Below are 13,275 nucleotides of genomic sequence, written 5' to 3'. Positions count from 1 at the left end.
GCCATGGTGGTCGCGATCGACGGTCCCGCCGGGGCCGGCAAGTCGAGCGTCGCGCGCGCGGTCGCGCAGGCGCTCGGCTTCACCTACCTCGACACCGGCGCGATGTACCGCTCCGTCGGCCTCGCCGCTGAGCGCGACGGCGTCGCGCCGGGCGTCGCGGCCGAGCGGGCGCGGATCGAGCTTGGCGAGCGGGTGCTGCTCGACGGCGAGGACGTGACGGAGGCGATCCGCACGCCGGAGGCCTCCGAGGCCGCCTCGCGCGCCGCCGCCGACCCGGCCGTGCGCAAGGCGCTCGTCGCGCAGCAGCGGCGGATCGTCGCCGACGGCGACTGGGTCGCCGAGGGGCGCGACATCGGCACCGTCGTCGCCCCCGACGCCGCCGTCAAGGTCTTCCTGACCGCCAGCCCCGAGGAGCGCGCCCGCCGTCGCGCCGCCCAGATCGGCGCCGACGTCGCGACCGTCCTGGCCGAGCAGGCGATCCGCGACGAACGTGACGCCAACCGCGAGCACGACCCGCTCGCCGCCGCCGCCGACGCCGTCGAGCTCGACACGACCGGCCTCTCGCTGGAGCAGGTCGTCGAGCGCGTCGTCGCGCTGGTCGCCGCGGCGAGAGCGGCGTGACCGCCCGCACCGGCCGCAGCTGAGCGCTGGTTATACTCGGCGGTATGACTTACAAGGTCGGGCCGAAGGGACAGGTCGTCCTGCCCAAGGCCGTGCGCGAGGCGCTCGGCATCGCGCCGGGTGACGACGTGACGATCGAGGAGCGCGACGGCGAGGCGCGCGTCCGCAAGGTCGAGTCGCGGGAGGAGCTGATCGCGCGGCTGCGCGGCGCGCTCGCGACTCCGGGCGACGATCGTCCCTCGATGTCCGACGAGCTGCTGGCCGAACGCCGCCGCGATCGCGAACGCGAAGATCGCAAGCTCGGGCTCGATTCGTGAGATACGTGCTCGACGCATGGCCGGTGTCCGCGCTGCTCAACGACGAGCCGGCCGCCGGCCGAGTCGCAGCGCTTCTGAGAGACCCCGACATCGGCATGTCCTCGGTCAATCTCGGCGAGGTCTACTACGGGATGATCCGCCGGCACGGGCAGTCGGTCGCCCGCGAACTCGTGCATGGCATCCGTCAGCTGGTCACGGTCGAGGACCCCGACTGGGAGCTGGTCCGCGCGGCCTCCGAGATCAAGGCCGGCGGCGGACTCTCCTATCCTGACGCGTTCTGCGTGGCGACCGCGATGCGCCACGGAGCACCGCTGTACACCGGCGACCCCGAGATCATCCGGCTCGGCGCCGACATCGAAGTGATCGATCTGAGGAGCACCGCATGAAGGTCGCCGTCGTCGGCTACCCCAACGTCGGCAAGTCGTCGCTCGTCAACCGCCTCACGCAGTCGCGCGAGGCGGTCGTGCACGAGCGGCCCGGCGTGACGCGCGACCGCAAGGAGCTCCCGACGGAGTGGAACGGGCGCAGGTTCACGCTGATCGACACCGGCGGCGTCGACCTGGAGGACCGCGACGAGATGCAGCGGTCGATCCAGGAGCAGGCGCGCGCCGCGCTCGCCGACGCGCAGCTGGCGCTGTTCGTCGTCGACGCGCAGGGCGGCATCCGCCCCGGCGACGAGGAGATGGCCGATCTGCTGCGGCGCACGAGAATCCCCGTGATCCTCGCCGCCAACAAGATCGACTCGGTCAAGGACGTGACGCTCGCGGCCGAGTTCTACGCGCTCGGCTTCGGCGAGCCGGTCGCCGTCTCGGCCGTGCAGGGGCTCGGCACCGGCGACCTGCTCGACCGCGTCGTCGCCGCGCTGCCCGATGAGGGCGAGGTCGACGAGGACGAGGACCTCGTCCGCCTCGCGCTGATCGGCCGGCCGAACGTCGGCAAGTCGAGCCTCGTCAACAGGATGCTCGGCCACGATCGCGTGATCGTCTCCGACGTCGCCGGCACGACCCGCGACGCGATCGACCTGCCGTTCAGCTTCGAAGGACGCAGGCTGATCCTCGTCGACACCGCCGGCATGCGCCGCCAGGCGAAGGTCGGCGACTCGGTCGAGTACTACACGGCGCTGCGGTCGCGCCGCGCCGCGGAGCGGGCCGACGTCGCGCTCGTCGTCTGCGACGCCTCCGAGGGCGTCACCTCGCAGGACCTGCGGATCGCCGAGCTGGCGATGCAGAGCGGCTGCGCGACGGCGCTCGTGCTGAACAAGTGGGACCTGACCGGCGGCGAGGACCAGCCGGAGTTCGACCTCGACCACGAGCGCGCCCGCGTCAACCAGAAGCTGCGGCTGCGGCCGAAGGTGCTGACCGCCAGCGCCGTCACCGGCCGCCACGTCCACCGCATGCTGGTCGAGGCGTTCGCGCTCGCCGACCGCACCTCCGGCCGCATCCCGACGCCGCAGCTCAACCGCTTCCTCTCCGACATCCAGGAGATCCGCCAGCCGCCGGCGAAGCAGAACCACCGCCTCAAGCTGATCTACATGACGCAGACCGGCGAGCGGCCGCCGCGCTTCTCGATCCAGGTCAACTCGCGCAGCCGCGTCACGCGCGACTACGCGTACTTCATCGAGAACCGGCTGCGCGACCGCTACAACATGCAGGGGATCCCGCTGATCATCGACTTCGTCGAGCGGCGTGAGCGGCGCGGCGAGAGATTCGGCCGCCCGGCGCGCGGGACGAGCCGGCGCGACGGCCGCGACGGCGACGGACGCGACGCCGGCGTCGACGAGCTCGCGGAGGGCATCGGCGCGGACGACCTGCGCGCCTGAGAGACTGCACGGCCGCATGGCCACGGTGCCGCGGAGAGCGAGAGCGAGAGCGAGGAGAACGCCGCCGGTGCTGCGCGACCGGCGCGCGCTGGTCGGGCTGCTCGCGCTCGTCGTCGCCGCGGTCGTCGCCTTCGTCGCGCTGGGCGGGGACGGCGACGACGCTCCGCCCGCGAGCGCGGCCGCCGCGCTCGTGCCGGCCGACGCGCTCGCCTACCTGCACGTCTCGACCGACGGCGATCGCGCCGCGGTCGGGCGCGGCCTCGAGCTGCTGCGGCGCCTCGGCGCCGAGGAGGGGGCCGGCCGCCAGCTGAGCGGGCTGCTGAGCGCCCGCGACGGCCGGCCGGTCGACTTCGCGCGCGACGTCCGCCCGTGGCTCGGCGACGAGGCGGCGCTCGCGATCACGCGGGGGAGAGGGACGACGGCCGGCTCGCTGCTGCTGCTCGCCGTCGCCGACGAGGGCAAGGCGCGCGACTTCCTCGGCCGCAACGGCGGTCGGGCCCGCAGCGCCGACCATCGCGGCACCGCCGTCTCGACGTACCGCAGCGGCGCCGTCACCGCCTTCGTCGACGGCTTCCTCGCGATCGGCCAGCGAGCGACCGTCCACGCGGCGATCGACCTCGCGACCGACGCCGGCGGCGCGAGCGCGCTCGCCGACGCCGACCTCTTCCGCCGCGCGACCGCCGACCAGCCCGACGAGCGGGTGCTCGACGGCTATGCGTCGGTCGACGGCGTGCGGCGGCTGCTCGCGCCCCAGAGCGGGCTGCTCGGGCTGGCCGGCGCGATGCTCGACCAGCCGGGCCTGCGAGCGGCGGCGATCGCCGTCACCGCCGGCTCGACGACCGCGCGCGTCTCGGCCCGTCAGATCCTCGATCCCAGCGGCCGCACCGCCGCGCCCCGCTTCACGCCGACGCTGACGAGATCGGTGCCGGAGAGAGCGCTCGCCTACGCCGGCTTCACGAGCGTCGAGCGGGCGCTGCCGCTGCTGCTCGGGGTCGGCGGCGTCGGCGGCGTCGGCGGCGACACGGCCGGGATGATCAGAGAGGCCGGCAGACTGCTCGCCGACAGCGGCGTCTCGTTCGCGCGCGACGTGCTGCCGCTGTTCGGCAGAGAGGTCGCGGTGGCGATCGTCGACGCCGACGGGACGCCGGCGGTCGCGCTGCTCGCCCGCACGCCCGACGAGGGGCGCACGCGCACGGCGCTGCGCAACCTCGAGCCGGCGATCGCGAGACTGTTCGCGCCCAGGGGCGGGGAGCCGCCGGCATTCGGCGACGGATCGGTCGGAGGCGTCGCGACGCGCAGGCTGCAGGCCGGCGCCGGCGCCGAGCTCCACTACGCCGTGCGCGACGGCACGTTGGCGGTCTCGACCAGCGAGGCTGCGCTGACCGCCGTCGTCAGACCGCAGGGGTCGATCGTCGACAATCCGGCTTACAAGGCGGTCATCCCCGATTCCCAATCAGAGTTGACCTCGATAGTCTTCTTCGACTTCAGCCAGCTCCTCAGCCTCTTCGAGCCGCTGGGGCTGACAGGAGCGTCCGGCCTCTTCGCGGACCTCCAGAGCGTTCGCGCGGTCGGCCTCACCTCGTTGAGCGGGGAGGCCCAAACGACCGCGGAGCTGACGTTCGAGATCCCATGAGCACCTATAGCGACAACGAGTTCCTGTTCACGTCGGAGTCCGTGACCGAGGGGCACCCCGACAAGATCGCCGACCAGATCTCCGACGGCGTGCTCGACGCCGTCCTGCGCGACGACCCGTACGGTCGCGTCGCCTGCGAGACGCTGGTCAACACGGGCCTCGTCGTGGTCTCGGGCGAGATCTCGACCTCGACCTACGTCGACATCCAGGAGATCGCGCGCGAGACGATCCGCAGGATCGGCTACGTCGACGGGAATCTCGGCTTCAGCGCCGACTCGGTCGCCGTCCTCAACGCGATCGACAAGCAATCGCCCGACATCGCCCAGGGCGTCGACGCCTCGCACGAGTCGCGCACCGACCCGGGCGACGACGACAAGCTCGATCTCGCCGGCGCCGGCGACCAGGGCATGATGTTCGGCTACGCCACGCGCGAGACGCCGGAGCTGATGCCGCTGCCGATCGCGCTCGCGCACAAGCTCGCCAAGCGCCTCGCCGACGTCCGCCACGCGGAGACGCTCAACTACCTGCGCCCCGACGGCAAGACGCAGGTCTCCGTCCGCTACCGCGACGGCAAGCCGGTCGAGATCGAGAAGCTGCTGATCTCGACCCAGCACGCCGAGGGCGCCGAGTCGCTGATCCCGGACGACCTCTGGGAGCACGTCGTCACCCCGATCCTGCCGGCCGACCTCTACGACGCCGGCAAGCTGCGCAAGGAGTTCCTCGTCAACCCGACGGGGCGGTTCGTGATCGGCGGCCCGGTCGGCGACGCCGGCCTCACCGGTCGCAAGATCATCGTCGACACCTACGGCGGCGCGGCCCGCCACGGCGGCGGCGCCTTCTCCGGCAAGGACCCGTCGAAGGTCGACCGCTCGGCCGCGTACGCCGCCCGCTACGTCGCCAAGAACGTCGTCGCCGCCGGCCTCGCCGACCGCGCCGAGGTCCAGGTCGCCTACGCGATCGGCGTCGCCCACCCGGTCTCGGTGATGGTCGAGACGTTCGGCACCGAGAAGATCGGCCGCGCGAAGATCGAGCAGCTCGTGCGCGAGCACTTCGACCTGCGCCCGGGCGCCTTCCGCGAGTACCTCGACCTCCACCGCCCCGTCTACCAGAAGACGGCGGCCTACGGCCATTTCGGCCGCGAGGACCACGACTTCACGTGGGAGAAGACCGACAAGGCCGAGGCGCTCCGCGACGCCGCCGGCCTCGCCGGCGCCGCGGCGTAGCCGCCAGCCGCATCTGAGCCGCACCGACGGGCGCTCCGCAAGGGGCGCCCGTCGTCGTTCCGGGTCAAGAGAACTTGACCTTCGATCGCGCCCGGTCAAGTTTCAAGCAGTAGAGTTGACTGGCGATGGTCTCGTCATCGCTTGCCAACAGCCCGATCGGGCGTCTCACCCCGGTTCGAGCGCCCGATCCCGCGACCGGCGAGGCGACGAGCGGCGAGGCATTTCTTCCGGACCCGCTCCCGCGCGAGGTGGTCCTCTCGACGGCAACGTGGACGGCCGTCAACGAGGCGACCGCCGCACTGGCGCGGCTCGACGGCGCCGCGCGGCTGATTCCGAACCCCGGACTGCTGCGTCGACCGGCGCTGCGCCGCGAGGCTCAGAGCACGAGCGCGCTCGAGGGCACGTTCGCGCCGTTCTCGGAGGTGCTTGCCGCCGATGCGGAGCGCCAAGAGATCAGCGCCGCGATGCGCGAGATCCTCAACTTCGAGCGCACGGCCGAGCTCGCGTTCTCGTGGCCGGAGGATCGGCCGCTGACGATCGCGATGCTGAGCGCGCTGCAGCGCACACTCGTGCGGGGGACGAGCGGCGAGTTGCGCGACGCCGGTCGGATCCGCGAGCGTCTCGTGCTGATCGGGGCGCCCGGATCGCGCCTCGGCGAAGCGCGGTTCGTGCCCCCGCCGCCCGGCGATCAGCTCAAGGCCGGAGTTGAAGCGCTCCTCGGATGGATCGAGGATCCGCCGACCGTCCCGACTGTCGTGCAGGCGGCGATGGCCCACTATCAGTTCGAGACTCTGCATCCCTACTCGGACGGCAACGGTCGGCTCGGACGTCTGCTCGTGATCGTTCAGCTGCTGCGTGGGGCCGTGATCCGGGAGCCGCTGCTCGTCGTCTCACCATGGTTCGAGGCGCGCCGCGAGCGCTACCAGGACGCGCTGCTCGCGTTGAGCTGCGACGGCGATTGGGACGCGTGGGTCGGCTTCTTCGCAGCTGGCGTCGCGGCGTCGGCTGTCGAGTCGCGGGTGAAGGTGGAACGTCTGGTCGCGTTGCAGGCCGAGTTGCGCGAGCGGGTGCAGCGTGCGGGCAAACGCGGCGTCGCGGAGCAGATCGCCGCCGACCTGGTCGGCAACCCGTATCCGAGCGTGCCGCTCGTGCGATCGACCTACCGGCTCTCCAAACAGGGCGCGCACAACGCGATCAGGGCGCTGGTCGAGATCGGGGTGATCGAGCCGTGGGAGGGCGTCACGCTCAACCGCGCGCAGATGTATCGCGCCCCTGAGGTGATGCGGGTGCTCGAAGCCTGAGCGCCGGGCTCAGAGCCCGCCGGGCGGGGTCGGCTCGAAGCCCTCGTCCGCGCCGTGCTGGAGACCGCGCTGCTCGCGCTCGCGGTGGGCCTTGTCGACGGCGCGGACGACCTGCTGCGGGTTGGCGACGCCGCGGAAGGTGAAGTCGGAGTCGTCGCTGCCGGCGGTGTCGAAGTCGACCTGGCCGACGCGCATGAGGCGGTCGACGAGCGTCTGGTCGGTGTTGACGTTCTGGACCCGCTCGACGCGCGTCTGCTGCATGTGCTTGGAGAGGATCCCGCGCTCGATCGTCAGGCGCTGGTTGGTGATCGTGTACGTCGTCGAGAGGCGGTACACGAACCCGACGACGATCACGACGGCGACCGCGACGACGAACCCGACGATCACCCAGGTGAGGTCGAAGCCGCCGCCGATGACGGTCGCCAGGGCGGCGATCGCCGCGACGCCGAGCGCTGCCAGCGTGCCGCGCAGGTAGAAGCTGAGCGTGCCGCGCCACGACGGGTGGCCGGCGAAGATGACGTGCTCGCTCGGATGCAGGTCCAGTGCCATGGGCGCAGCGTACTGCTCCGGGCGGCTGTCGATTGAGGGTTCCGCCGCGCGACGCGGCCGACTACCTTGGAGCGATGCGCCCGCTGCCGCCACTCGACCCGCCGCCGACCGACGGGGTGCTGGCGCTGCGCCGCTGGCGCCCCGCCGACGTGCCGCAGATCGCCGCCGCCTGCGTCGATCCGGAGATCCAGCGCTGGACGCTGGTCCCGGCCGGCTACGAGGAGCGGGACGCGCGCGACTTCCTCGCCAGGGGCGACGCCGGCTGGACTGACGGGACGCTGGCGTCGCTCGCCGTCGTCGCCGTCGACGACCCCGCGACGGTGCTCGGCGCCGTCGGCTTCGGCAGACCCGACTGGCAGACGGGCCGCGCCGGGGAGGCCGGCTACTGGGTCGTGCCGGCCGCGCGCGGCCGCGGCGTCGCGAGCGGCGGCCTCGAGCTGCTGACGAGATGGGCGTTCGGGGCCCTTGGGCTGCGCCGGCTGGAGCTGCAGGTGATCGCGGGCAACGTCGCCTCCGAGCGGGTCGCCGTGCGGGCCGGCTACCGCCGCGTCGGCGTCGACACGGCGACGACGAAGCAGGGCGAGGTCGCCGTCACCGTGTTCGCCCGCGACGCGGCGTTACCTCTCCGGGCCGTGATCCTCCCGTCCGCCGATCGCCCGACGCCCGCCGCGCCCGTGAGCGCTCCGTCGACCGCCCGCTTTCCCCGCCGCCCGTGAGCGCGTCGCCGCCGATCGCCCGCATCGAGCCGCTGACGACGGCGCGCGCGCTGCGCGGGCCGTTCGACTACCGCATCCCTGAGGGCTTCGGCGCCGTCGAGGTCGGGACGCTGATCGCCGTCCCGTTCGCCGGTCGCGACGTGCTCGGCGTCGTCACCGGGCTGGCCGAGACGACCGACGTGCCGGCCGAGAAGCTCGCCGAGCCGCGCGAGCGGGTCGACGGCCCCGGGGTGCCCGCGTCGCTGGTCGCGCTCGCCGGATGGATCGCCGACGAGTACTGCTCGACCCCGGCGCGCGCGCTCGGGCTCGTGCTGCCCCCCGGCGCCGGACGCGCGATCCGGCCGCGCGTGCGGACGCGCAGAGCGCTCGTCGCGGAGCTGACCGACGCCGGCCGCGCCGCGCTCGCCGACCCGGAGGCGAGGGTGACCGCCAAGCAGCGCGCCGTCCTGCGCAATCTCGCCGCGGGCCCGCTGCCGGCCGCCGACAGCGGCACCGACCACGGGTCGCTGAGACGGCTCGCCGAGCGCGGGCTGCTCGTCGTCGAGCGCCGCGAGCTGCGGCGCCGGCCGGTCCATTCGGCGATCGGCGCCCGGCACGACGGCGTCCCGCCGCCGCTCACGGCCGAGCAGGAGGCGGCGCTGGAGCGGATCGTCGCGGCGCTGGGCGCGCCGCGGCCCGGCGAGCCGGGCGCCCCGTCGGACGCCGACCGCCGCTTCCTGCTCCACGGCGTGACCGGCTCGGGCAAGACCGAGGTCTACCTGCAGGCCGCCGCCGCGGCGCTGGAGGCCGGCCGCGACGTGATCGTGCTCGTGCCCGAGATCGCGCTCGCGCCGCAGACGGTCGCGCGCTTCCAGGCCCGCTTCGGCGACACGGTCGCCGTCCTGCACTCGCAGCTCGGCCAGGGCGAGCGCTACGACGAGTGGATGCGGCTGCGGCGCGGCGAGGCGCGCATCTGCGTCGGGCCGCGCTCGGCCGTCTTCGCGCCGCTCGCCGACGTCGGGCTCGTGATCGTCGACGAGGAGCACGAGCCGGCCTACAAGCACGAGGGCGATCCGCGCTACGACGCCCGCCGGGTCGCCGCCCGCCGCGCGACCGACGCCGGCGCGGTGCTGCTGAGCGGCAGCGCGACGCCGCGGCCGGAGTCGGTGCGGGCGCTGCGGCGGTTGCGGATCGGCAGACGGGTCGACGGGCGCGCGATGCCGGCGGTCGAGATCCTCGACATGCGCGACGCGCGGCATCCGCTCCATCCCGTCACGCGGGAGGCGCTCGGCGACGTCCGCCGCGCCGGCCAGAAGGCGATCGTGCTCGTCAACCGGCGCGGCTGGTCGAACTTCCTCTCCTGCCGCTCCTGCGGCCGCGTCTGGGAATGCCCGCAATGCGACGTCGCGCTCGTGCTCCACCGCGGCCGCCACGCCGTCTCCTGCCACCACTGCGGCCATGCCGAGCGGGTCCCGTCGCGCTGCCCCGACTGCGGCTCGGTCTCGCTCGCGCGCCACGGCGCCGGCACCGAGCGGATCGAGCAGGAGCTGCTGGAGGCGATCGGCGACGAGCGCTTCCCGGTCTTCCGCCTCGACGCCGACACGACCGCGACGAAGGGCGGGATCGTGCGCGCGCTGGAGCGGTTCGACGCGGCGCCGGCCGGCGTGCTCGTCGGCACCCAGATCGTCGCCAAGGGCCACGACTTCCCCGACGTGACGCTCGCCGTCGTGCTCGACGCCGACCAGACGCTGCGCTTCCCCGACTTCCGCGCAGAGGAGCGGACCTTCGCGCTCGTCGCGCAGCTCGCCGGCCGCGCCGGCCGCGGGCCGCACGGGGAGGGGCGGGTGCTCGTGCAGACGCTCGCGGTCGACGCGCCGTCGATCGTCGCCGCCGCCGCGCACGACAGCGACGGCTTCCTCGCCGGCGAGCTGGCCCGTCGCGAGCTGCTGCGCTACCCGCCGTTCGCGTCGCTGATCAGGGTCGTCTGCTCGGCCGAGGAGGCAACCGACGCGCATGCCGCCGCGGCCGCCGTCGCGAGCCGGCTGGGGGAGGTGCCCGGAGCGCAGGTGCTCGGGCCCGCGCCCCTGTTCAGGCTGCGCGGGAGGGAGCGCAGCCAGCTGGTCGTGAAGGCGACCGAGCGCCGCGCCGCGGTGCGGGCGGTCGCCGCCGCGGTCGACGCCGTCGCGAGAGCGCCGGAGGGCCGCCGGGCGTCGCTGTCGGCCGACGTCGACCCGCAGTAGCGGTCTCTATCCTTTCCGCTGCGATGGCTGAGCACGACGAGCACGAGACCGAGACCGACGAGCAGGAGGCGCCCCGCCTCGACCCCGAGCGCGCGGCCCGCCGCGCCGCGGCGATGCGGATGGTGCGCCAGTGGGGCGACCCGGTCCTGAAGAGCAGAGCGATGCCGGTGACGCGCTTCGACGACGATCTGCGCCAGCAGGTCGAGGGGATGGGCGCGATCATGGACGACGCCTTCGGGATCGGCCTCGCGGCGACCCAGCTCGGCAAGCTCAACCGCGTGCTCGTCTACCGCGTCGAGCAGGACTCGCCGGTGATCGCGCTCGTCAATCCCGAGCTGGAGTGGTCGGGGGAGGAGCGGGAGTCGGCCGAGGAGGGCTGCCTCAGCCTCCAGGGCGTGCTCGTCGAGGTCGAGCGCCCGGTCAACGTGCGCGTGAGAGCGCAGGACGAGACCGGCGCGCCGGTGACGGTCGAGGCGAGCGGGCTGGAGGCGCGCGTGATCCAGCACGAGATGGATCACCTCGACGGCGTCCTGATCCTCGACCGCACCTCGCGCGGCGAGCGCAAGCAGGCGATCCGGGCGCTGCGCGAGCAGGCCGCCGCCGACGAGGCCGCCTGAGCGGCCGCCGGCCCGACCGCCCGACACCGCCCGCCGGCCCGTGCGCACCGTCTACCTCGGCACCTCCGACTTCGCCGCCGCGATCCTGCGGCGGCTCGCCGACAGCCCCCATCGCCCGCAGCTCGTCGTGACGCGGCCCGACCGCCCGAAGGGGCGCGGCCGCAAGCTCCAGTCGCCGCCGGTCGCCGACGCCGCGCGCGAGCTGGGGATCGAGCTCGACCAGCCGGCCGACGTCAACGGCGAGGAGGCCCGCGCGCGGATCGCCGCCGCCCGCCCCGACGCCGTGATCGTCTGCGCCTTCGGCGCGCTGATCAAGGAGCCGCTGCTGTCCGAGCACGAGATCCTCAACGTCCACCCGTCGCTGCTGCCGCGCTGGCGCGGCGCGGCGCCGCTCGAGCGGGCGCTGATGGCCGGCGACGAGGAGACCGGCGTCGCGATCATGCGGCTGACCGCCGGCCTCGACAGCGGCCCGGTCTGCCTCGTCGAGCCGACGCCGGTCGCGCCGCGCGAGACCTACGGGACGCTGGCGCCGCGGCTGGAGCGGATCGGCGGCGACCTGCTCGTGCGCGCGCTCGACGAGCGGCCGCCGTTCGCCGAGCAGCCTGAGGAGGGCGTCACCTACGCGGAGAAGATCGGGCCGGAGGACCGCACGCTCGACCCGGTCCGCGACGACGCCGCGACGCTCGACCGCGTCGTCCGCGGCCTCACGCCGCACGTCGGCGCCCGCCTGCCGCTGCCGGCGAGCGACCCGCCGGCCTTCCTCGGCGTCGCCGCCGCGCTGCCGCTCGACGGCGAGGAGGTCGCCGCGCTGGCCGTCGCCGCGCCGGCGCCGGGCGCCCTCGCCGCCGCCGGCGACCGCCTCCTGCTCGGCGCGGCCGGCGGCACCGTGCTGGAGCTGGAGCGGGTCCAGCCGCCCGGCGGCAAGGCGATGCCGGCCGCCGACTACCTGCGCGGCCGCGGCCTGCCCGGCGCCTGAGGCGTCCGCTTCCGCTTACCGCTCCTGCTCGGCGGGTGCGGAGATCCCTTGCTCCTCCGGCTCCTCGAGCGGGACGGCCGCGCGAAAGCCGAAGAGCGCGAAGAGGACCAGGCAGGGGACGCCGATCGCGTGCGCCCAGCCGGAATCGGCGAGCGTGAGGAAGCCGAAGCCAAGGATCCCGAACGCGATCGACAGGCGCACGAGCATGCTGGTGCGGGTGGGGACGAGCGCGCGCAGCGCGGCGGTCGCGGCCGAGGGCTCGCCGCCCGCGCCGTGCTCCTCCCCGAGCCGGCCGCGCAGCGTCAGCGTGAACAGCAGCGCCAGCGACGGCAGCAGCACGACCGCCCCGGCGAGCACGGCGACCGTCGTCGCCACGAGCGTGTCGTGCGAGGCGGCCGCCTGCTCGACCGTCAGCTCGCCCGGCAGCAGCGCGGGCGCCTGGGCGATCGCCCAGCCGGCGATCACCGCCGCGACGGCGACCCCGGCCGAGTAGCGGGCCGGCTCGTAGCGGCGCGCGGAGACGAGCCAAAGCGTCGCCAGGCCGCCGACCGCCGAGACGATCAGCGCGGCCAGCCCGCCGCCGGAGACGAGCCCGTCGAACAGCTCGCGGACGTCGTCGCGCAGCACGACCAGCCCGGCGGCGGCGACGGCGCCCGCGGCGATCCCGGAGCCGAGCGCGCGCGCCCGGAACGACCGCTCCAGCTCCTCGTCGCCGGTGCGGACGGCGTCGGCGGCGAGGTAGACGGCGGCCATGTATGCCGACAGCGCGACCGCCAGCACGCCGACGGTCAGCGACGTCGCGTTGAGCCAGCTCGTCCACGGGTCGCCCTGCGCGTTGCCGACCGGGACGCGGCCGGAGGCGATCCCGCCGACGACCGTCCCGAGCGCGAACGGCGTCAGGATCGAGGCGAGCGAGAAGGCGGTGTCGACCAGCCGCAGCTCGCGCCCGCTCGCCGTCCCGGAGCGCAGCGCGTAGGCGGCGCCGCGGAAGATGATCCCCACGGCGGCGAGGAACAGCGGGATCGACAGCGTCGAGGCGATCGACGCGAACGCCTCCGGATAGCTGGTCCACATCACGACGAGCACGAAGATGAGCCAGACGTGGTTGGCCTCCCACACCGGCGCCATCGAGTGGTGGGCGTGCTCGCGCACGCGCGCGGCGCGCTCGCCGCGGCCGGCGAACAGCTGCCAGAAGCCGGCACCGAAGTCGGCGCCGCCGAGGACGACGTAGAGCGCCAGCCCGATCAGCGAGAACAGCAGCGGGACCTCGTACAGGTGCATCGC

At 74.2% G+C, this 13,275-nt stretch carries 13 protein-coding genes; 11 read left to right on the top strand and 2 right to left on the bottom strand.

Features of this window, described 5'->3' with window-relative positions:
* Window positions 1-3: 3 nt before the first annotated feature.
* The 7 genes from cmk to BDZ31_RS21280 all read left to right on the top strand — a co-directional run bounded on the left by cmk (window position 4) and on the right by BDZ31_RS21280 (window position 6,914).
* The gene (gene cmk, locus BDZ31_RS21310; RefSeq protein WP_183344929.1) at window positions 4-621 is read left to right on the top strand and encodes a (d)CMP kinase; all 618 of its coding nucleotides are present in this window, start codon (window positions 4-6) and stop codon (window positions 619-621) included.
* Window positions 622-665: 44 nt separating this feature from the next.
* Window positions 666-938 carry an AbrB/MazE/SpoVT family DNA-binding domain-containing protein gene (locus BDZ31_RS21305; RefSeq protein ID WP_183344927.1) on the top strand — a complete coding sequence of 91 codons (273 nt, stop codon included), beginning with the start codon at window positions 666-668 and terminating at the stop codon, window positions 936-938.
* Window positions 935-1,324: a PIN domain-containing protein gene (locus BDZ31_RS21300; RefSeq protein ID WP_183344925.1), complete on the top strand. Its 390-nt coding sequence runs from the start codon at window positions 935-937 to the stop codon at window positions 1,322-1,324. Before BDZ31_RS21305 ends, BDZ31_RS21300 begins: the two co-directional genes overlap by 4 nt.
* Window positions 1,321-2,757 carry a ribosome biogenesis GTPase Der gene (der, locus tag BDZ31_RS21295; RefSeq protein WP_183344923.1) on the top strand — a complete coding sequence of 479 codons (1,437 nt, stop codon included), beginning with the start codon at window positions 1,321-1,323 and terminating at the stop codon, window positions 2,755-2,757. The genes BDZ31_RS21300 and der overlap by 4 nt, the downstream gene beginning before the upstream one ends.
* A gap of 16 nt (window positions 2,758-2,773) precedes the next feature.
* Window positions 2,774-4,390 (top strand): DUF3352 domain-containing protein, encoded by a 1,617-nt coding sequence (locus BDZ31_RS21290; RefSeq protein ID WP_183344921.1) that lies wholly within the window; start codon window positions 2,774-2,776, stop codon window positions 4,388-4,390.
* Window positions 4,387-5,613: a methionine adenosyltransferase gene (gene metK / locus BDZ31_RS21285; protein WP_183344919.1), complete on the top strand. Its 1,227-nt coding sequence runs from the start codon at window positions 4,387-4,389 to the stop codon at window positions 5,611-5,613. Before BDZ31_RS21290 ends, metK begins: the two co-directional genes overlap by 4 nt.
* Window positions 5,614-5,738: 125 nt before the next feature.
* Window positions 5,739-6,914 carry a Fic family protein gene (locus BDZ31_RS21280; RefSeq protein WP_183344918.1) on the top strand — a complete coding sequence of 392 codons (1,176 nt, stop codon included), beginning with the start codon at window positions 5,739-5,741 and terminating at the stop codon, window positions 6,912-6,914.
* Between the two features lie 9 nt (window positions 6,915-6,923).
* Here the strand turns inward: BDZ31_RS21280 and BDZ31_RS21275 are convergent, their stop codons facing one another.
* Complete coding sequence (locus BDZ31_RS21275) at window positions 6,924-7,463, bottom strand: PH domain-containing protein (RefSeq protein ID WP_183344916.1); 540 nt, start codon at window positions 7,461-7,463, stop codon at window positions 6,924-6,926.
* A gap of 74 nt (window positions 7,464-7,537) precedes the next feature.
* On the opposite strand from BDZ31_RS21275, the gene BDZ31_RS21270 reads away from it, so the two are divergent.
* Genes BDZ31_RS21270 through BDZ31_RS26115 form a run of 4 tightly spaced genes read left to right on the top strand, consistent with a single transcriptional unit; the run spans window position 7,538 to window position 11,991 of the window.
* The gene (locus tag BDZ31_RS21270) at window positions 7,538-8,179 is read left to right on the top strand and encodes a GNAT family N-acetyltransferase (RefSeq protein ID WP_183344914.1); all 642 of its coding nucleotides are present in this window, start codon (window positions 7,538-7,540) and stop codon (window positions 8,177-8,179) included.
* A complete protein-coding gene (priA, locus tag BDZ31_RS21265) occupies window positions 8,176-10,398 on the top strand; it encodes a replication restart helicase PriA (RefSeq protein WP_183344912.1) in 2,223 nt (740 codons plus the stop codon). Before BDZ31_RS21270 ends, priA begins: the two co-directional genes overlap by 4 nt.
* A 23-nt stretch (window positions 10,399-10,421) precedes the next feature.
* Window positions 10,422-11,015, top strand: coding sequence for a peptide deformylase (gene def / locus BDZ31_RS21260; protein WP_246345698.1), 594 nt, complete (start codon window positions 10,422-10,424; stop codon window positions 11,013-11,015).
* Between the two features lie 40 nt (window positions 11,016-11,055).
* Window positions 11,056-11,991, top strand: a complete 936-nt coding sequence (locus tag BDZ31_RS26115; RefSeq protein ID WP_183344910.1) for a formyltransferase family protein — start codon at window positions 11,056-11,058, stop codon at window positions 11,989-11,991.
* Between the two features lie 15 nt (window positions 11,992-12,006).
* Here BDZ31_RS26115 and BDZ31_RS21250 read toward each other — a convergent pair whose 3' ends face one another.
* Entirely contained in the window at window positions 12,007-13,272 is a 1,266-nt protein-coding gene (locus BDZ31_RS21250; protein WP_183344907.1) for a cytochrome d ubiquinol oxidase subunit II, read from the bottom strand.
* Between the last annotated feature and the right edge of the window lie 3 nt (window positions 13,273-13,275).

It is taken from the genome of Conexibacter arvalis (genome assembly GCF_014199525.1).
GTDB lineage: Bacteria > Actinomycetota > Thermoleophilia > Solirubrobacterales > Solirubrobacteraceae > Conexibacter > Conexibacter arvalis.
This window is presented reverse-complemented; position numbering and strand designations above follow the sequence as displayed.